The 19,352-nt window shown below is 60.8% G+C and carries 15 protein-coding genes; 6 read left to right on the top strand and 9 right to left on the bottom strand.

Going from position 1 to position 19,352, the window contains the following annotated elements; all coding sequences use genetic code 11:
- Nucleotides 1-28: 28 nt before the first annotated feature.
- The 7 genes from JSO19_RS07385 to JSO19_RS07355 all read right to left on the bottom strand — a co-directional run bounded on the left by JSO19_RS07385 (nt 29) and on the right by JSO19_RS07355 (nt 11,955).
- Nucleotides 29-1,570: a SpaH/EbpB family LPXTG-anchored major pilin gene (locus tag JSO19_RS07385; RefSeq protein WP_270910730.1), complete on the bottom strand. Its 1,542-nt coding sequence runs from the start codon at nt 1,568-1,570 to the stop codon at nt 29-31.
- 84 nt (nt 1,571-1,654) lie between these two features.
- Entirely contained in the window at nt 1,655-5,491 is a 3,837-nt protein-coding gene (locus JSO19_RS07380; RefSeq protein WP_270910728.1) for an MSCRAMM family protein, read from the bottom strand.
- Nucleotides 5,492-5,764: 273 nt separating this feature from the next.
- Nucleotides 5,765-6,841 carry an alcohol dehydrogenase catalytic domain-containing protein gene (locus JSO19_RS07375; RefSeq protein ID WP_270910727.1) on the bottom strand — a complete coding sequence of 359 codons (1,077 nt, stop codon included), beginning with the start codon at nt 6,839-6,841 and terminating at the stop codon, nt 5,765-5,767.
- A gap of 386 nt (nt 6,842-7,227) precedes the next feature.
- Nucleotides 7,228-8,409, bottom strand: a complete 1,182-nt coding sequence (locus tag JSO19_RS07370) for an acyl-CoA dehydrogenase (protein ID WP_270910726.1) — start codon at nt 8,407-8,409, stop codon at nt 7,228-7,230.
- A 76-nt stretch (nt 8,410-8,485) separates the two neighbouring features.
- Nucleotides 8,486-9,223, bottom strand: a complete 738-nt coding sequence (locus tag JSO19_RS07365; RefSeq protein ID WP_270910725.1) for a DUF981 domain-containing protein — start codon at nt 9,221-9,223, stop codon at nt 8,486-8,488.
- A gap of 176 nt (nt 9,224-9,399) precedes the next feature.
- The gene (locus JSO19_RS07360) at nt 9,400-10,446 is read right to left on the bottom strand and encodes a S66 family peptidase (protein ID WP_270910724.1); all 1,047 of its coding nucleotides are present in this window, start codon (nt 10,444-10,446) and stop codon (nt 9,400-9,402) included.
- Between the two features lie 204 nt (nt 10,447-10,650).
- Nucleotides 10,651-11,955 carry a hypothetical protein gene (locus tag JSO19_RS07355; protein WP_270910722.1) on the bottom strand — a complete coding sequence of 435 codons (1,305 nt, stop codon included), beginning with the start codon at nt 11,953-11,955 and terminating at the stop codon, nt 10,651-10,653.
- A gap of 656 nt (nt 11,956-12,611) precedes the next feature.
- Between JSO19_RS07355 and JSO19_RS07350 the strand changes: the two genes are divergently transcribed.
- Complete coding sequence (locus JSO19_RS07350) at nt 12,612-13,046, top strand: hypothetical protein (protein ID WP_270910721.1); 435 nt, start codon at nt 12,612-12,614, stop codon at nt 13,044-13,046.
- 328 nt (nt 13,047-13,374) lie between these two features.
- Here JSO19_RS07350 and JSO19_RS07345 read toward each other — a convergent pair whose 3' ends face one another.
- Nucleotides 13,375-14,505, bottom strand: coding sequence for a sensor histidine kinase (locus tag JSO19_RS07345; RefSeq protein ID WP_270910720.1), 1,131 nt, complete (start codon nt 14,503-14,505; stop codon nt 13,375-13,377).
- A gap of 59 nt (nt 14,506-14,564) precedes the next feature.
- The gene (locus JSO19_RS07340; RefSeq protein ID WP_270910718.1) at nt 14,565-15,230 is read right to left on the bottom strand and encodes a response regulator transcription factor; all 666 of its coding nucleotides are present in this window, start codon (nt 15,228-15,230) and stop codon (nt 14,565-14,567) included.
- Between the two features lie 155 nt (nt 15,231-15,385).
- Here JSO19_RS07340 and JSO19_RS07335 point away from each other — a divergent pair, with 155 nt between their 5' ends.
- The 5 genes from JSO19_RS07335 to JSO19_RS07315 all read left to right on the top strand — a co-directional run bounded on the left by JSO19_RS07335 (nt 15,386) and on the right by JSO19_RS07315 (nt 19,334).
- Nucleotides 15,386-15,946: a hypothetical protein gene (locus tag JSO19_RS07335; protein WP_270910717.1), complete on the top strand. Its 561-nt coding sequence runs from the start codon at nt 15,386-15,388 to the stop codon at nt 15,944-15,946.
- A complete protein-coding gene (locus JSO19_RS07330) occupies nt 15,939-17,033 on the top strand; it encodes a peptidoglycan-binding protein (RefSeq protein ID WP_270910715.1) in 1,095 nt (364 codons plus the stop codon). Before JSO19_RS07335 ends, JSO19_RS07330 begins: the two co-directional genes overlap by 8 nt.
- Nucleotides 17,030-17,746, top strand: coding sequence for an ABC transporter ATP-binding protein (locus tag JSO19_RS07325; RefSeq protein WP_270910713.1), 717 nt, complete (start codon nt 17,030-17,032; stop codon nt 17,744-17,746). The genes JSO19_RS07330 and JSO19_RS07325 overlap by 4 nt, the downstream gene beginning before the upstream one ends.
- The gene (locus JSO19_RS07320) at nt 17,743-18,927 is read left to right on the top strand and encodes an ABC transporter permease (RefSeq protein ID WP_270910711.1); all 1,185 of its coding nucleotides are present in this window, start codon (nt 17,743-17,745) and stop codon (nt 18,925-18,927) included. The genes JSO19_RS07325 and JSO19_RS07320 overlap by 4 nt, the downstream gene beginning before the upstream one ends.
- A gap of 92 nt (nt 18,928-19,019) precedes the next feature.
- Entirely contained in the window at nt 19,020-19,334 is a 315-nt protein-coding gene (locus JSO19_RS07315) for a hypothetical protein (protein WP_270910710.1), read from the top strand.
- Nucleotides 19,335-19,352 lie beyond the last annotated feature (18 nt).

Here is a 19,352-nt window from a genome sequence, read left to right as displayed (position 1 = left end):
ACCAGCGTTGGCTCACGATCGATGAGGGTTATACGGTGGTGTTTTTGCGGCGTGTGACCATCACCGAACCAGCAGCAACCGCCACCAACGCAAGACCACCAACAACCAACAACACCTGACCAGCACCACCAGTCATCGGCAACTCAGGAACCTCCTGCTGCACGTTCTTCACCTGCTTCGAGAACACCGACACCTCACCAGGCTTCACAACCACCTCAGTACGCGCCTCATCCTCATCAGGCAACACAAACCCAGTAGGAGCCTTCGTCTCAACCAGCACGTAGCAACGCTCCTTCAACCCATTCGTCATCGTGCCACCCTGAAGCTCATCATCACCAATCCACAACCCAGGAACCGTGATCACACCATCTTTCCCAGAAACCAGCTTCAGTTCCTTCCCATCAGCACCCGTCACCGCAGGCAGGGTCTTATCAGCAACACAACCCGAAGCAACATCACTAATCAGAAGCTTAAACTCAGCCCCCTCAAGACCCTTACCAGCCTGACCAGCATCAATCTTCTGCACCATCAGACCACCCCAACGAGTCCACACCTCATCAGTCGGGGTACCCGGCTTCCCGTCACCATCAAGATCAAGATCATTCACATTCACAAACGCCTGGTTCGCGATCTCACCATCACCCAACGACTGAACCACCGCAACAAAATCAACCGTCACCGTGTCACCCGTCTTCAGCCCGGCAAGACCCGCCTCGTCAAACGAGACCGTCAACACTGACCGGCCCTCACCGTTCACCGTCCACGCAGCCGTATACCCCGACGTAACCGTCACACCATTCACCTGAACCACAGGCGTACCCTCACCCTTCAGGCGGGCATCAAGCGTGTCACTCACCACAAGCTTCGTGTAATGATCATCAGTCACCGCGGGAAGTACCTGCGACACCCGGTAATCAACATCAGCACCCACCACGAACCCGTTCTCGGGCTGGTTCTGAATCGTCTTCGAAGGCTTATCACCCACATCATTCTTCGGGTACACATTCACGTCATACACCCACGACGCACCATCACCCTTCTCACCCGTCGCGGGCGTCGGGATCGTCACAATGAAAGGCTCTGACTTCTTTGTCACCTTTTCAGGAACCTTCGTCTCACGCACCAAATACGCACCCAAATCAAGCAGCCCACTTGACGCGACACCATCAACCGTCGCGGGAAGCTCATGACACGCACCCAACGAATACGAACCCAGCGACTGCCCCGAACGGGCACCCTTCAACGCTGCAGCATCCTTGCCCAGAACCGTCAACGCATCCCAGCCAGTGTTCGACCCATCCAGCAGATCAACATCCTCGATCGGGCAATACTCAAACACCACCCCGTCAATCGGCTTCGACGAAGGCTTCACACCCGAACCATCAGGATGCATGCCACCCTGACCCGGATTCTCATACTTATGCACCGTCAACGAACCCTGCGCACCAGGATCAATCTCAACCGCCTGCGCAGCCGAAGCCCCCGCAAACAACCCAGCCACACCAACCGCAGCAACCGCAGTCACCGCCAAACCACGACGCAACCCGCGCCCCACACCCATACCTGACATCAATCCATTCCTTTCTCAACCACCCGTAGGCAGCACTAGCTCAGCGAGGCCGCAAGACACGGCCGCACAGAAGTGTGTTGTGTATTAAGCAACGCGTCGGGCTTTGCCCGCGCGAATTCCTGAGTACGCCGTGATGAGCAGCAGCACACCGCCGGCAATGATGAAGAGGTACGTTCCGATTCCGCCGGTGAGCGGAAGTGTCGGCACCTCAACCTGTTCGTTCTCGATCTCGCCGAGGGCTACCGCCGTGTCACCGTCAACGATGACCTCGATCGGCTCTGTCAGCTTCTTGAAGCCGGCAGGGGCCTTCGTTTCGATGAGATGGTATGCACCGTTCGGCACGTTCTTGATCGTGAACTTGCCCGCAACGGGATCTTTGTCGGCCCCGACGCACTCGGCAGCGTCTTCCTGAATACAGTCTTTGACCTCGATCACCGTTGCGTCTTCGATCGGTTTGCCGTCGTCATCAACCGCCACGAGCTGCCACTGCGAGCCCGCGAGTCTGTTGCTCTCAGGGTCGACCTTCTCCCAGGTCACATCGGTGCCCGGCTTGAAGTTCTCGATCTCGCCAAGCTCATACGTCCACGTCGTCTGGTTGAGCTTGCCCTTACCAAGCACGATGCGAATCGGGTCTTTCGATATCACAAAGCCCGATGGCGCTTTCGTCTCGACGAGATCGTAGGTGCCCCATGGAATGCCCTCGAGCGTGAACTTACCGGCTGCCGGGTCACGATCTTCACCGCAGCGAGCGCCCTCGGTGCAGTCAACGACCTTGCGCGGCCACTCGCCCGCTGGCATTGGAGCGCCCTCGGGAACCACCGGCATGAGCGACCACTCTGAACCCGCGAGCAGTTCAGCGGCGTTTGCGCCGTTTACCTTTTTCCACGCGAGGTCTGGGGTCAGTTGGAGCCCCACCTTCGGCGCTTCAGCGGGCAGCATAAAGGTGCCATCTGAGGTTCTCTGGCCGGCAATCGCGACGTTGTTCCACGCAATTCCCGTGAGGTCACCATCGCCAGCAATCGCCGGGAAGGTGCCCGTGTAGGTATCGCCCGGTTTCCACACCATGGCGCCAAAGTCGATGCGAATTGCTGTTACGGCACTCCAGTCAGCCGGCGCAGCGGTTGACCAGTCGTCAACGCACCCTGCTGGGGCAGCCGCTCGTGCTTTGCCCCCCTTATCGGCGAGTTCTCCGCGGCAGGGCTCTGCCGCTTGTGAGTATTGCACTACAGCCCCAGCGGGAAGTCCGGTCACGGCTCCAGTCATGAAAACATCAAAGGTCGAGTCGCGGGCGTCTGCTCCTGGCTTCACACCGTTGTCACCAACGCGAGGAAGCATGTCGTAGACGATAACGTTCTTCGTATCAACGTTGCCAATGTTCTTCACGGGAATTCGGTAGACCGCTTCACCTGCTTTATCGGTCGAACCAATGAGCGGTGAACCAACGAAGTCGTCGTCTCGGCTGCCCTTCACTTCTTTTTCAGCGTTCATGCCGGGGCCCTCTTCAACCGTGTACGGCTTCTTGGTGCGGCATCCGGTATCAGCATCTGGACCTTGAACCCCGCCGCTGAAGTCGAGGTCACTCCACGTCGTCTCGCCGTTCAGCTGTTTCGGGTCGGCGTAGCTTCCGGGTGACGCACAAACGAGGTAGCTCGTGGCAGCTTCTTCGGCTTGTACGAGCATGAAGTTGTCATAGTCCCGCGCTGGAGTGTTCTCTTTCACGCGAACGTCAAACCCTACCGAAATTTCATCGTTCATCGATAACTTTGCAAGGTCGGTTGCCTCGGGAAAGTCAACGACAATCTTGGTGCGAGTTTTGCCGTCAATCGTCACTTCGCTCACCGTCAGTCTCGGCTCCCCAAGCTTTTGGGCAAGCGAGCCCTCACCGCCGCGAAGCTCAAGATAGACCGGGTGCTCTGGGTCATTGGGGTCGAACACGAGGTTCTCGGGAAGAATGTCGGTAACCGTCGGGTTGAACGTGCCCACGTAATCTTCTGGAGCGGTCGGTCCTAACGTATCCCTCTGCGTCACAACTTCAACACGAAGCTTCTGCCCCGGCTTAGCAAGCCCCTGCTTATTTTTATCGTTGTCATTGTGAGCAAGCTCGGGGTTATACACCCGCTTAACCGCATAAATATTCAGCGGATCGCGCACGATACGGGTGTACCCACAGCGACCCTCGTGGTTCGAGTCAACGACGGCACCGTTGGTGCTCATCGAGCCACCGTTCCAGGTCACCGTATTGTCGGCAGTGCAGTTCTCGACGGTGACCCACAGGGGGTGATCTTTCGCGGGGGTCACGCCTTTGACCGGAGTGTTCGCCGCTTCTCCCGTGGTGAGAAAGTGAGGCTCGTACACCTTGTCTTCAACGGCCTGGGTGTTGTCGATCGGAATGTCTCGGCTTACCGACCCGAACAGCAAGAGCCTGCCATTGGTGCCACCCTTCATGGGGTTTTGGTCTAGCCAAAACTTGGTGATCCACTCACCGTCATCCATGGCTATCGCTTGCCCCTCAGTGAGGCCTTCGCACAACCTCATTGAAGCATCACCGACCGTATGCCCTTCGGGAATCACACACACGCCGGTGTTGCCGAGGTTTGTTTTCCAGTGCACCTCGAGCTTAGACATACTGCCGTTGGCGCCAAACGAAATGTCCTTGTATGCGGGGGTCGCACAGTCGGTTTCGTCAGTGTTCTCTGGTGAGGTCCACCCGCACGGGAGCATATCGACCAATGACCATTTGCCTTGAGCATTGCCCGTGCCCTCAATGCTGTAGCTGTGCAAGTAACCGCGCAGCCAGTCGCCACCGCTCGATTGAGCCCCACGCCAGAATTGTCGCGATCGTTGATTCGAGGCAGCATATGAAACGCCCTTTTGTACCGTGAATTCGCCTTGACTCCCGATACGCACGTAGTGCTCTGCCTTTGCCACAGCTTCAAGGGGCTCGTCTGGGCGAAGCCAAGGCTCTGCGGTCACAGAAACATTATTCGTCTGAAGGGCGTGATTATTTGCAGCATCAGTGAACGCGGCTTCGGGATAGTTCACGGTGACTAACAGGTCCTGGCCGAAGCTTGTAGAATCGCACTCTGGAACCCCATCTGAATTGACTTTGATGCTGTCCTTCAAAGCCCACGTCACGGTGTGAGTAGCGGCATCATACACACCACCATGTGTTGCAGAAGTAAACACGGTTCCCGGCGGCAGCTGGTCAACGACGGTGGGATTTTTCAACGCCCACAGTCCTGGCTGTGCACACATGTTTGCGTAGAACGTGTACTCGCCCGCATGGTCCCACTGGAATTCATAGCCTGCACGCACTTGATACGTCACATCGCTTCCCACGTAAGGGTCTTCCGCTGGAGAGATTTTCACTTTGTCGACTTTGAGGCTTGCTTCCGAAAGAACCGTAGCGGGAGCCGAGGTCGCAGCCGTCTGTCGAGCCCCATTGTCAAGCGAGAACGTCACCTCTGGGGTGATCGTTGACCCGTTTGGAGTGATGTAGTTATCGGTTTTCAGCATGAACGTGACAGCGCCGCTGTTTGAACCAGCCATCGAAGCGGGAAAGTGCCAAACGATCTTTCGATCGGCACCCTGACCAGTGATTTCAGCGGGGTAACTGACCGGGGGCTTGCCGTAGATCACCTGCGAAAATGCCTCAACGCTGAGGGATAGGTCATCAGGCGCGGTGGTTGGCAGAGGGACTTCAAGCTGCGCCCCCTGGCAACCGCCACCGTTCGTGCTACCGCACTGCCACTGGATTTCAAACGAAACATTTTCGCCCGAGGTCACCTCGGTGCTCAGCGGGCGAATCGATACCGACAGGTCATTGTCGGCAGCGAAAGCGGGCATATTGATGCCCGAAAAAATCACCAGGGTGCTCAGCAGCATGGCCCCAAATGCTGCGACCCTTCGTGACAGCTTCATGCTCTGTCGTTGTGTAGTAGACACTGTTCCCCTTCACATCTGTACACAAGGCGTTTTCTTGCCTTACACAGATACAGAGGGAGAACGCGTGAGAATGTGACGCGGTTCGAAAAACTTTTTTGAAGAGTGTTCTCAAGACGCTGTTCTTCAGCCCAAACGCAGATCAGGAGAGACCCCGCAAAAACACATAAACGGCGTCTTTCGCCGAGACGCTCGTTCGGAGCGCTGGGGCGAAAGACGCCGATTGTGAAGGGCCTTCACCGGCCCCGGAGGTTACGCCGTCGGGTCGACGAGAATCTTGACCGCCGTGTTCTCGCGATCCATGAGCACCGCGAGGCCCTCTTCGACAATCTCTTCGGGACGAATCTTCTTCGAGATGAAGGGTGCCAGATCGAGGTCTTCGCTGCGCGCCATGGCGATCGCATCGTGGTAATCCTCATCGACGTAGCCGAACATACCCGAGTACGAGATCTCGGTGAGGTGCATCTCGGCCTGCACGTTGAGGTCGAGTGGTTTGCTCGGAATCGCGATGATCTGCAGGTGGCCGCCGGGGCGAATCGTCTTGATGAGGTCGTGCGTCACGGGAACCACGCCGGCGCAATCAATCGCAACGTCGACACCGTTGCCGTCGGTCTCCTCAGCGATGATCGCATGCAGGTCATCATTCAGCGGATCGACCCCGCGATGCGCGACGGCATTTTCCATTGCGGCGTTGCGGCGGGCCTCGTTGGGCTCGCTGATGATCACGCGGGCCCCCTTGGCCTTCAAGACGGCAGCCGTGAGCACGCCGATCGGGCCTGCGCCGCCGACGAGCACAATGTCGCCAGCCTTAGCGCCCGACTTGCGAACGCCCCTCGTCGTGACCGCGAGCGGCTCGATCATTGCCGCCTGGTCGAGCGGCAAATCGCCGACCTGAAAGGCGTTGCCCTCGGGAACGTTCACGTACTCGCTCAGGCCACCGCCGCCACCCGACAGACCAAAGCCGCGGGCATTACGGCAAATGTTCGTGAGGCCGACGTTGCAGGCGGGGCACTTGCCGCAGGGATCCACCGCTTTGATCGCGACGGCGTCGCCAACCGACAAGCCGGTCACGCCCTCGCCAACCTCGGCGACGGTACCCGAGAACTCGTGACCCAGCACGATGGGCAGCTTCTCGCCCGTGCGCGGGTGGGCCTTCTCGGCCGTTGGCGTCGTCGGGTACGAGGGGCCAGCGCTGTAGAGGTGCAGGTCGCTACCGCAAATACCGGCCCAGGCAACCTTAACTTTCACCTCACCCGCGGCCGGGGCGCCCGGCTCAGCAATATCTTCGACGCGCACGTCGTCTTTGCCGTAATACATAACCGCCTTCATGGCATGGCTCCTTCTCAGTCTGACTGGTGAGAACCGGCGAAACGGCAGCTGTGTCGATTCCGCGAGCGCTGGGCTTCGCCGGATATCTTGCTTACCCCACAACCGTATCGCGGCAGCTTGGGAGCCTGCTCAGCAGTCGCGGGGCCGACGAGAGTTATCAACTTATCCACAGGCGTACATGTGGATAAATTACACCTGTGTAATTCTCGAAGGTATCTTCGATGCTGATCAGGGCATATTTTTGCTAACGACCCGAAAACTCCATGCACAGGGCATCCACACGGTTATTCACAGTGATTGCAACGGGCAGAGAGCAAAACACCCGCCCCGCCGCGAAAGCGGCGAAGGCGGGTGCAGCGAGAAGGCCGTGGCCCCGAACGCATGGCCTACGAGAAAGCGGCGATGCCCGTCTGCGCGCGGCCCAGAATGAGCGCGTGCACGTCGTGGGTGCCCTCGTACGTGTTGACGACCTCGAGGTTCACGAGGTGGCGCGCAATACCGTACTCATCGCTGATGCCGTTGCCGCCGAGCATGTCGCGCGCCTGGCGGGCGACATCGAGCGCCTTGCCCGCGTTGTTGCGCTTCATGATCGAGGTGATCTCGACCGCGGCGGTGCCCTCGTCTTTCATGCGGCCAAGACGCAGGCTGCCCTGCAGGCCGAGCGTGATCTCGGTTTGCATATCGGCGAGCTTCTTCTGAATAAGCTGGTTCGCCGCGAGTGGCCGACCGAACTGGTGACGATCGAGCGTGTACTGACGCGCGGTGTGCCAGCAGTCCTCGGCTGCACCGAGCGCGCCCCAGCTGATGCCGTAGCGTGCCGAGTTCAGGCAGGTGAAGGGGCCACGAAGGCCGCGCACGTCAGGAAAGACGTTCTCGTCGGGGCAGAAGACGCGATCCATCACGATCTCACCCGTCACCGAGGCGCGCAGGCCAACCTTGCCCTTGATCGCGGGAGCGCTGAGACCCTCCCAGCCCTTCTCGAGCACGAAGCCGCGAATATCGCCCGCTTCATCTTTCGCCCACACGACAAACACGTCGGCGAAGGGACTGTTGGTGATCCACATTTTCGCTCCGGTGAGCTCGTACCCACCGTCGACCTTCTTCGCACGGCTCGCCATCGACCCCGGGTCTGAACCGTGGTCGGGCTCGGTGAGGCCGAAGCAGCCGATGAGCTCGCCGCTCGCAAGGCCAGGCAGGTACTTCTGCTTCGTCGCCTCAGAGCCGAACTCGTTGATGGGCACCATCACGAGCGAACTCTGCACGCTCATCATCGACCTGAAGCCCGAATCGACACGCTCAACCTCGCGCGCCACGAGACCGTAGCTCACGTAGTTGAGACCACTGCCGCCGTACTCCTCGGGAATCGTGACGCCGAGCAGCCCCATCTCGCCCATCTCTTTAAAGATGCTCGGGTCGGTGTACTCGGTACGAAAGGCCTCGGTCACCCGCGGCGCAAGCTTCTCCTGAGCATACTGATGCGCGGCATCGCGGATCATACGCTCGTCTTCAGTGAGCTGCTCGTCGAGGTGCAGCGGATCGCTCCATGAGAAAGGGACCTTGCTAGCCATATGTGTCTTCCTTAACCGTCAGTATGGGCAGAGATGCCATGGTGTTCTTGCGATGAGCCGTTGAACGATGTCAACACTAGCCCATCGTATTGATGATGAGACCGATGTGCGTGTAGAAGTTCAGAGCACCGAAAAGCAGGAAAATGATGCCCGAAACGAGCCACACAATGCCCACCGTGCTCGTGATTTTCGACTGCTCGCCCGTCGACGAGAGCGTACGCAGGCTGAGCGGGAAGAGTACGGCACCGAGCCCGACGAGCACGAAGAGCGCCGACATGAACGTCGCCTCGAGCATTGGGTAGTCGGCGAAGAACCCTGAGATGGGCTCCTGCGCTGGGGCCGCAAACAGCTGGTAGATCATGCCGGCGGCCGCAATGCCAAAGAGCGCGAGGCCCATGCCAACGACAAAGATGCCGAGCGGCTTCGCGACGCTCGCTGCCTCTGCGGCGCGATCCTTCGCCGCGGTGATCTGGTCGCCACGCTTCCAGAGGTAGAACGCGGCACCGAGCAGCAGCACACCGAACGCGAGGCTCGGCTCGCCGAACACAATGTTGTCGAACGGGAAGTAGAGCGCAAACGGCCAGGTCAGCGTCATGTGCAGACCGGTCGCCGTGAGAATAAAGCCGAGCACGCCCGCGCCGAGCGCCCAGCCCTCTGGCTTAAACCGCTCATCGCGCACAAGCGCGCGGCCGAGCATGACCATAAAGATGAGGCCCGCACCAGCGGCAACCGCCATGATCGTGTTGTACGTGGGCATCTGGGTCCAGTCGATCGCAAGACCGCCCTCTTCGCCGCGAATAAAGTCTTCAAACACCGTGCGTATCCCCCGCTTCTTGAGACGGTGTAACGCATCGCACGTCACACCTTTTTGACGCCTTTAGCCTACTGTTTTCGGGCTAGGCTCAACAGGGTTTTGGTGTCGCTCATGCGCACTCCGGGCGGTTCTTCTCAGCTCGCCCCGAGGAGCAAACGTCTCGGCCGCCCCACCGGTTAGGCGTAGTCGGCGAACACGCGCCGAGCCACACCATCGAGCGTCATCTCGCCGCCGTACGGCACGATCCACTGCGGCTTCGTGTGGCCAAACGGCGGGCCGATACACACCACAGCGTCGGGGTTGTAGGCGCCAATCTCTTCAAGCATCACGTCACGCTGATCGGCCCTACGCTTCGCACGCGCCGTCGCGTCTGGCAGGGGCCGGCCCAGTGCACTGCCCGGGGTCCTCGCTACCGCGACCCCTGCAACCGCACCGAGCAGCCCGCGTTCACCCAGCGCGCGCACCCAATACCGCACCTGCCCCGGCTCAGGCATCTCTTCGCTCGTCTCCAGGAGCAAGATCGTGCGCTCAAGCGCCTCGGTGCTCGGCAAACGATCAGCGATTGCCAGTTGGTCGATCACCTCGAGGCAGCCGCCCCACGTCGGCCCCGTAGCGACCTTCTCGGGGCCAGCCCACACCCACGGTTCAGTCGCCTCGCGCAGCCCTCCCTCGCTCGTCGCGAGCACGTCACTCCACTCCCTGCCGTAGTCTTCTGACTCGCCGGGCTCGGTCAGCTCGAGCCGCTCTCCCGTGAAGAGGGCAGCGGTGAGCGCCGCGAGATGCTCGGGGTCGACCGCGGGGCCTGCGCCGAGATGCACCTGCGTCGATCCGCCGTAAAATCCTGCGACGCCGTGCGACCACAGCCAGTTGAGCAGGTTCGTGTTGTCGCTGTAGCCGAGAAAGGGCTTCGGATCGGCTCGCGCAAGCTCCGGATCGAGGTGCCTGATGACCGTGATCTGGTCGCTCCCGCCGACCGTCGCGAGAATCGCGCGAATCTCTGGGTCGGCGAACGCGGCGTTGACGTCGGCGGCCCGCTCTTCGGCGGTGGCACCGAGCTTGCGCGTGGTCGGGTATTCGACGGGAATGAGCCCCGTGAGTTCGGCGAGCCGGCGCATCGCCTGCTCGTGCACCGCGGGGCCGATAGCCGGTGCCGCGAACGCGGGCGAGAGCACCGCAACCTTGTCGCCGGGCTGAAGTTTAGGCGCGTGCACTCGCATATTCATGCAACAAAAGCGTACTGAAACCGCTCGCGTGCGGTCAACCATCGCACGCGCGACCAGGCCCCTCGTGCGGATCGCCGGTTGGCCCGGACGAAAGTTATCAACTTATCCACAATCGATGCTGTGGATAAATTACACCGGTGTAATTTCGAAGGTGTCTTCGATGCTTGCGAGGCACACTCCTGCCCCGCGAGCTGGCGGCCGGCGCTAGAAGAACGTGGTCGTGCTGACCTTCGCGAGGCTCGGCCACTCGTCAGGGTCGAAGGCACGAGCGGGGCCATGACGCTGCTCGGAGCGGTGATCGAGATTGACCGATTGCTCTTCGCTCGGAACGCGCTCACGCCAGTCGATCCACAGGTCTCGCGCGACCGGCTTCGGCGGGCTCGTCATCGAGAGCGCGATGCGGGTCGCTGCGGCGTTCGCATCGCTTGATTCGTTCGCCTCGGTCGTTGCATCGCTTGGCTGCTCTGCCGACGGGGCCTCCGAGCCTTCCTCGGTTTGTTCACCGTTCACCGCTTGGTCGATCGTGACGATGATCTCGCAACCGTCGTCGGTCGTCGCGAGAAATTGCTGCAGACTGCCGGGAACGCTGCCTGCGTTGGCCGCGTCAAGAGCCTCGATTTCGGTCACCGGCTGCCGTTCAAGCTGCCAGCCCGAGCTGCCCGCCGCGTTCACCGCGCGCTCGGCGACCTCTTCGGGAGCGAGATCAAGCTCGAGGATCCACCCGATATTCATGCGGTAGGCGTCCTTGCCATCGTCTAAGGCGCCGCCGCCCGAGACATACCAGGGGTCGGCGGCAATGACGTCGCGCATGAAGCTGAGTTGCTCTTGCATGTCGTTCCACAGGTGCTCCTGCTCGGCGGCGACACGATCGTGCGTCGCATCGCCCACCCCGACGCCAGCGACGGTCACCCCGATGAGCACCGCCGGAACGAGCACGGCTGCCCCCACGATGGACCATCGGCCCTGCGATCTCGCAACCGGGCTTGGCTCGATGACCGGTTCGCCATCACGTGGCTTCGGCAGGTTCGCCGCGAGCACGAGCACCGTCAGGTACGACACCAGAACGAGGACGACGCCAAGCCCCATGAGCAATTGCTCGAGCGGCTCCCGAATACTGAAGAACACTGAGCCGAGCACCGATGCCGTACTGCCCGAGTCACCGACGCCGCGCACACTCAGCGCGAAGAGCGCGGTGCCCCACCACTGCACGATGAGCAGCACGCTGATGAGCGTCTTCGATGAGCGCAGCCCGGCCGAGCGCTTCATGATGATGCGCGGCAGGAGGGCTGTGAACGCCAAAGCGGGCAGCAAAACCGGCGAAAGGAGCATCACGATGACCATTTCCCAGCCACCCGTACCGAGCAACAAACCCACGAGGAACAGCGCGACGGGCAGCCCCCAGGCCATGAACGGCCACGCGCGCCACACGATCGCGTTCGCGCGCCCCCTGGCCTCGGCACTCTCACGCGGCTCTTGATATCGCTGCGGCTTCTGCTTTCGTGCACCCATATGTTGACTGTAGTGGAGGGGCCCGCTCGGTTTCGGGTTTTTCACACTTGCCGGGCCTGCCTGGCTTGCCCCGTCTTCCCGTCCCCTTTTCCCGCTTCGCCCCTCATCGTGTGGTCAAAAAGTGTCGATTTGCGCGAGATTTTCGACACTTTTTGACCACACGAGCGCGAAAAGTGACCACACGGAGGGACGTTCCAGCGAGGGGGGGCGTTAAAGAACAGGCAAGATACGAAACAAAGTGCAGCCTGAGCGGCAACGCTGGCGAAAGCCAGCATGATCATGGACATATCCGCTTGGAGCGGGCTCGAAACAGACCCGGAGCAAGACCACACTTTCTGGAGAAGCAGACTCGGTCTCGTGTCCAACACATTCTCGAGGCCCTCCCCACAGAAGAGGTTATGGAGTCATGGAACGAACTCGCCGCTGCAACAGCCTCCGAACGCGTCAGTTTCGAGAACGCGACCGTTGAGCGGTAGCCCCTTGGAAATGCGAGCAGTACTCTTATCCATGATGACAGGTTCAAGAAACAGCAGATCGGCGCAGGCGAGGAGCCGGATGCCTGGCAGGCCACCACAGCCGCGCCACACGAGGCAGCACAGCCCCTCGGGAAGCTCTGCGAGACCCTCGAGCGCGCGTGCCAATGAGGTGACCTCACGATGAAAGCTACACGATGGATCGCCGTGGCATTCGGCGCGCTCACTGTCCTGGCCTATCTCTCACCGTTCGCTGTAACCATCGACTCCGAGGGAGCCGGATGGCTCGCATATTTCGTCCTGGTGGTGACCTGGTATCTGATCGGCCCAGCCCTGCTGACCTCAGCCACGTTCTGCGCCGCGATCAGTTCTGTGCTGTACGTGCGCGACCCTCAACGAAGCACCCGGCGCAAATACGCCATCGTGTGGAGCTGGGTGGTCTGGTTCATACTCCTGACCGCCATCGCCGTATTCCTCTTCCCCAAGCCGCACCCTTACCCTGATGTACTCATGGTGCTCCTGTTCACTGCCGTCCCGCTCATCACCGGCGTCTCAACGGTGCTCGTAGCGGTCAACGCACGAAATCCGCATTCGCGGGCGCGGGTCGTTGAGCACTAACGCATCGTTGACGGCGTCACCGTAGCGCTCAGCGCCATGGTGCGCCCCCGGTGGCACGTTCCGCTCGTGCACCTCACGCCGCCCGCCGCCCACCGTGCACCGTGTGGTCAAAAAGTGTCGATTTTCGCGAGATTTTCGACACTTTTTGACCACACGAGCCCGAAAAGTGACCACACGACGAAGCGCAACGAAGCCCAACGGGGCGCGACAGCGAAACCTCGCAGAACGCGCAATATCCCGGTGCAGATCACGCCAAATTACCGAGCGGATCGCGCAAGCGAGTCCGGCAGAGCTCGCACAACTCGCGCGTTACCGCCGCACCCAACGACTAGTCACGGGCGAGCGGGAACCTCACGGTAACCACGAGCCCGCCCTGCCCTCGCGGTTCGAGCGAGAGGTCGGCTCGGTGATATCGCACGATAGCGGCCACGATGGCGAGCCCCAGACCATGGCCCTGGCCCCCGGCCCCACGTCCTTGGAGGCGCACGAATGGTTCGGTGAGCTGTAGTGCCTGCTCGGCCGTGATCGTGGGCCCGCTGTTCTCGACACGCAGGAACCCCTCGCCCTGCTCAACGCCTGTGCGCACCGCAACGAACCCACCCTCGACGTTGTGTCGTGCCGCGTTGCTGAGCAGGTTGTCGACGAGCAGCCGGAGCAAGCGGGCGTCACCGCTGGTAGTGGCTGCAGCGAGATCAAGGGACGGATCGATCCCGCATTCGGCAAAGAGAGAGGTGAGTGCAGCCGCACTCGAAGCCGTGATCGACGCCATATCGCACAGCGCATCTGTCGCCCCAGGAACTGCTTCAATGTCAGCCAGTGCGAGCAGCGCATCTACCGTTTCAACGTTTCGCTCGTTCATTTCACGGAGCCCGACGAGCAGGTCTCGGCTTGCAGGAGTTCCCGTGGCAAGTGCGACATCAAGCATCGCGCGCGTGGTCGCAAGCGGGGTTCGCAGTTCGTGCGAAGCGTTTGCCGCAAACCGTTGGTGCGCGTGAAACGCGGTCTCCAAACTGCTGAGCATCTCGTCAAAGGTGTTGGCAAGCTCGGTGATCTCATCACGAGGAGTACCGAGCCCGATTCTATGGTCGAGATGACCGCTCGCAGCCTGCTTCGCAGCGGCGCTGACCTCGTGTAACGGCGCAAGCATTTTGCCGGCGACCTTCCACCCAATAAAGCCGCCAAGCACTGCGACGGCGAGCATAAGACCCGCGCTCACGATCAGAAACAGTTGCATCAGGTCTTCGGTGCTCGTCACCTTGACCGAGGGTATCGAAAGATCACTGGCCTCACCCTTCAACGGCGAAACCGGCAGGCTTGCGGCGTTGTCGGGTAACACCGACAACGCTTCGCTGGGGGTAAAACTGTAGGTCGGAAACCAGATGATGATCACTGCCGTGAGCGTGAGCAGCACCGCCCCAGAGGCCGTGAGCAGCCCCGAATAGGTGAGCGCCAACCGCATGCGAAACGTCAGCCGGTGCCGACGGGGCGTCCCAACCTGAGATGAAGACGTAGGGCGACTCACGGCTCGATCCGCATCGTGTATCCGGTTCCCGTCAGGGTTCGAATCGGCCAGGGCTCGCCGAGCTTTCGGCGCAGCGCCGAGATGGTGACCTTTACCGTGTTAGTAAAGGGATTGGCATTCTCGTCCCAGGCGCGGATGAGCAGCTGCTCGGCGCTCACCACGGCTTCGGGTTCGCGCATGAGCACCTCAAGCACCGCAAACTCCTTGCGGGTGAGGTGCACGAAGTGGCCACGTCGGGTGACTTCGTGGCGGGTCGGGTCGAGTCGAATATCGCCGACCTCAAGCACGGTCGGTTGTGCTGAGAACGGGCGGCGCGCAAGTGCGTGCAGGCGGGCCACGAGTTCGGGAAACTCGAAGGGCTTCGTCAGGTAATCATCGGCGCCGATCGCGAGCCCATCGACACGCGACTGCAGCGAATGGGCAGCCGTCAGCATGATCACCGCTGGGCGAACGGAGCGCTCGGCAATTACTCGGCACACCTCGTCTCCGTGCACCACAGGAATATCGCGGTCAAGCACGACGACGTCGTAAGGAACGAGGTCAACAGCCATGAGCGCCGCCTCACCATCGTTCGCGATATCTGCGGCGATAGATTCGAGTTCGAGGCCCGCTCTGAGCGCTTCGGCAAGCAGCGGTTCGTCTTCAACAATGAGTACTCGCATGTGGCCCTCCCTTCCTGGTTCACGCCGACCGCGCGCTCTTCATTCAACCCGGTAACCGGTAAAAGAAACGTAAAGCATTTGGCTTACGTCAGTATGACCGCCTGTGAGTTGTACTTTTCTGAGCGCCCTCCTGGCGCCTCAACGAAAGGAATACCATGACATTCACAAGAGCACGAGCAGGGCGTCGCGTTGCAGCGGCGGCGGGCATCAGTCTCATATTGGCTTCGGCGCTCACCGCCTGCGGTGCGGCCAAAGAAGCAAGCGAGGCGGATCGCGGATCAAGTTCGACCGGTAGCGATGGGGGCGTGAGCAACTCCACCTTCGAACAAGAAATGACCGCCTGGACCGAAAAGTTCGATGCATGCCTGCGCGACGAGGGCATCGACATACCAACGCGGTCACCGAACGAAATGCTCGATCTCAGCACGCTCGGGGTCGATGAGACAACATTCAAGGAGGCAGACAGCGTCTGCGTGAAAAAGGTTGGTCAGGCTCCCGTCGATCCAAACCTGCCAACCGAAGAGGAGTACCACCAGCAGCAGCTCTCGTTTGCGAAGTGTATGCGTGACAGCGGCTACGACTGGGACGACCCGACACCGCCGTCTGATGGTATGGCCCCCGGTGTAGCACCGCTTGAGCCAGGCGCGTACGACGAAAAGGTGCTGGATGCCTGTGCCGTCAAGGCAGGCTTCGAAACGGGACAGTCACATGGCTAAGCGCACAACGTCTGCACCTGAGAACACTCCTCGGCGACGCCGCATCGTGATGGCCATCGTGACAGTGGCGATACTCGGAACACTCGGGGGTGGAGCGGCACTCATTGTTCCCGCCATGGCTCAGCCCTCTCCCGAGCAGAAAGACTCCCGTGTGAACGTCGGAACCGACGTCGTAAGCCGAGGCGATCTCACGGAGCGCGTGCGCGCCGGTGGCACAATGAGTTACGGAACCGGCAGACCGCTCGGGTCATCACTCCCCGGTACCGTCACCTCGGTTGCAGCGGCCGGGACCGAGGTCGGGCGCGGCGAGGAACTGTTGCGCATTGACGATCAGCCGGTGGTCTTGCTCTTCGGCTCCTTGCCTGCGTGGCGTGGCTTCACCTCTGGAATGACCCCTGGCCGAGACGTTCGCCAGCTCGAGGAGAATCTGCGTGATCTTGGCTTCTTCGAACAGGAGCCCGATGAGAAGTTCACCTGGTGGACAGCCGAGGCGATCCGCCGTTGGCAGCAGGCGCGCGGTCTAGAGCGCACGGGAGAGCTTCCCTTCGGAAGCTTCGTGTTCGAGCCGAAGGCAGTGCGGATCGCCTCGGTCGATGCTGCGCCAGGTTCGGCAAGCAGCGAATCCATTCTCACGGTCACCGACACCGATAAACGCATCACCATCGATATCGATGCCGACCTTGTCGCTGTGGCTGAGAAGGGTAGCAAGGTCTCGGTTTCGCTACCCGACGGCGTGACCGTCGAGGCAACGGTCGCCAGTGTCGGAGCCCCCGTGCAGAAAGAGGGAGAGAATGGCGAGAAGGTCATGAAAGTATCACTGATACTCACACCAGATGATCCAGCGATCGGCGGCGATCTTATCGATGTCACGGTTACGGCGACATTCACCCGTACACTCGCGAGTGACGTGATTCGTGTCCCGGTGCTCGCGCTTCTGGCCGGCCCAGACGGTATCACGCAGGTCGAGGTTATTGACGGTGAACAGAGCCGGCTCGTCACGATCACAACCGGAGCTTTCGGCGATGGCCTCGTCGAAATTACCGACGGCGATCTTGCCGAGGGCGACACCGTGGTGGTGGCGCAATGACCCCCGTTCTGCAACTCCGAAAGGTCACCCGCTCGTACGGGTCACCACCGACCGAGGCACTGCGTGGTGTCGATCTTCACGTCGACGAGGGAGAATTCGTGGCGGTCGTGGGCCCTTCGGGGTCGGGCAAATCGACCCTGTTGAATCTCATTGGCACCCTCGACAGGGCCAGCACCGGAGAGGTGCTCATTACCGGAGCCAGGGTCGACGACCTCTCAGACGCCAGGCTCAGCGCGTTGAGGGCGCACACCATCGGGTTCGTCTTTCAGCAGTTCCACCTCAGCGACGGGCAGACAACGGTCGACAATGTTGGCTCAGGGCTGCTGTACACCGGAATGAGTCGCGCGTTGCGCCGCGAACAAGCCAGAGAGGCGCTCATCTCGGTTGGGCTCGGGCACCGACTCGATCACAAGCCAAAACAACTTTCAGGAGGAGAACGCCAGCGGGTCGCAATCGCCAGGGCAATCGTGCGCCGCCCGGCGCTACTCCTCGCCGACGAACCGACCGGCAGCCTTGATTCCACCTCCGGCGAAACCGTCGTACAGCTTCTTCGCGAGCTCAACAGTAAGGGGACCACCATCGTACTCATCACGCATGATCGTGAGTTAGCCGAACAATTGCCGCGACGGGTCTCGATCCGCGACGGCCTTATCGTGGCTGACTCCGCGAACCCAGGTATCGCAAAGCAGGCACAAGCGGGAGGTGCGTCATGAGTGTGCCGCGTTCCCGCCTTCGGCCCGCCGATCTCGCCGGGCTCGCCCTACACGGCGTTCGTGCGCACCCAATGCGCGCCATACTCTCAGGGCTCGGCATCGCGATCGGCATTGCCGCGATGATCGCCGTCATCGGCATCTCTACTTCGAGCCAGGCACTGGTGCAGCAGAAGCTCGCCGAGATCGGCACCAATATGCTCACGGTTACCGCAGGCAAAGACTACCTCGGCAACGAGACCAAGCTCAGCCCCGACGCAGTGCCCCGCGTGCGTCACCTCGACGGCGTAGAAGCGGCCTCATGGACCAGTGGCCTCAGGAGCCACGTCTACCGAAACCCCTCGATTCAGGAAGGAGCAACGAACGGACTCGTCGTGCGGGTTGCCGAGCAAAAACTGCCCGAAACGGTTGGCGCGGCACTGGCTCAGGGAAGCTGGTTTACGTCGGTAACTCAAGAGCAAGACACGGTCGTGCTCGGCAGCACAACCGCCGAGAAGCTCGGCATCACGAGGGTTGGCATGCAGGTGTGGCTGGGTGATCGGTTTTTCACCGTCATCGGCATACTCGACCCCGTACTCTTAGCTCCCGAGCTGAACACATCGGCGATCGTGTCTTCAGAACGCGCCACCGCGGTGCTCGGTTTTGACGGGATACCGACCACTATTTATGAGCGATCTGACGGCGCTGACGTCTTGCGTGTGCGGGAAAGACTGCCGCAAACCGTTGATCCTTCGTCGCCCGGCGACGTCAAGGTGTCTCGTCCCTCAGACGCGCTCTCAGCAAAGAACACTGTCGACCAGGTCTTCACCGGGATGCTCGTGGGCGTCGGCTCAATCGCTTTGCTCGTGGGCGGTATCGGAGTCGCGAACACCATGGTGATCACGGTGCTCGAACGTCGCAAAGAAATTGGGCTGCGCCGCTCTTTAGGGGCCACGAGACCCCACATTCGCGCACAGTTTCTGGCCGAAGCGGTTCTGCTCGCATTTCTTGGTGGCCTTGCCGGAGTGTTGGCAGGCATCGGGGTCACCGCTGTCGTTGCGCTGCTCAATGGTTGGCCGCTCGCCGTGCCGGCGATGATTCCCATTGGAGGGCTCGCGGCAACGATCGCGGTCGGCGCCATCGCCGGGGTACTCCCCGCCATTCGGGCTTCGCACACCCCGCCGACGGCGGCTCTGAGCGCTTGATAGCCGGTGACAATGCGTTCTGTTGTCTTGGGGAGGGCTCGCGCTGAGACTAGGTAATTCTTAATTCACGAATGGGCTCTCGACTGGTGACGATGAACGCCGAAAGGAGTGTCGCGATAAGCGTGGTAATGAGCGTCAGCATAGCGAGAGCCCCAGAAAATGTAAGGCCGGGCAGGGGGTCATGCGAGATTATGAGAACAACGGCCGAAGTCGCCATTCCCATTGCAATACCGATGAAGCTGACAAAAGCCGTCTGGAGCAGGATTAGGCTGACGCTGAAAGAGCGTGACGCGCCAAGCGCTCGACGGAGCCCAAAGCCTTTGCGGAGCATCATAACGAGGCCATACAGAAGAATGGCGGAACACAGACCGCATGGAACAAAAGTACTTGGAACAAAGAAGAAGTGATCTTCACAGCGGCAGTAT

This window comes from Leucobacter sp. UCMA 4100, assembly GCF_027853335.1.
In the GTDB taxonomy this organism is placed as follows: domain Bacteria; phylum Actinomycetota; class Actinomycetes; order Actinomycetales; family Microbacteriaceae; genus Leucobacter_A.
Note: the sequence above shows the minus strand (reverse complement) of the source record. Positions and strands in the feature narration are given on the sequence as shown.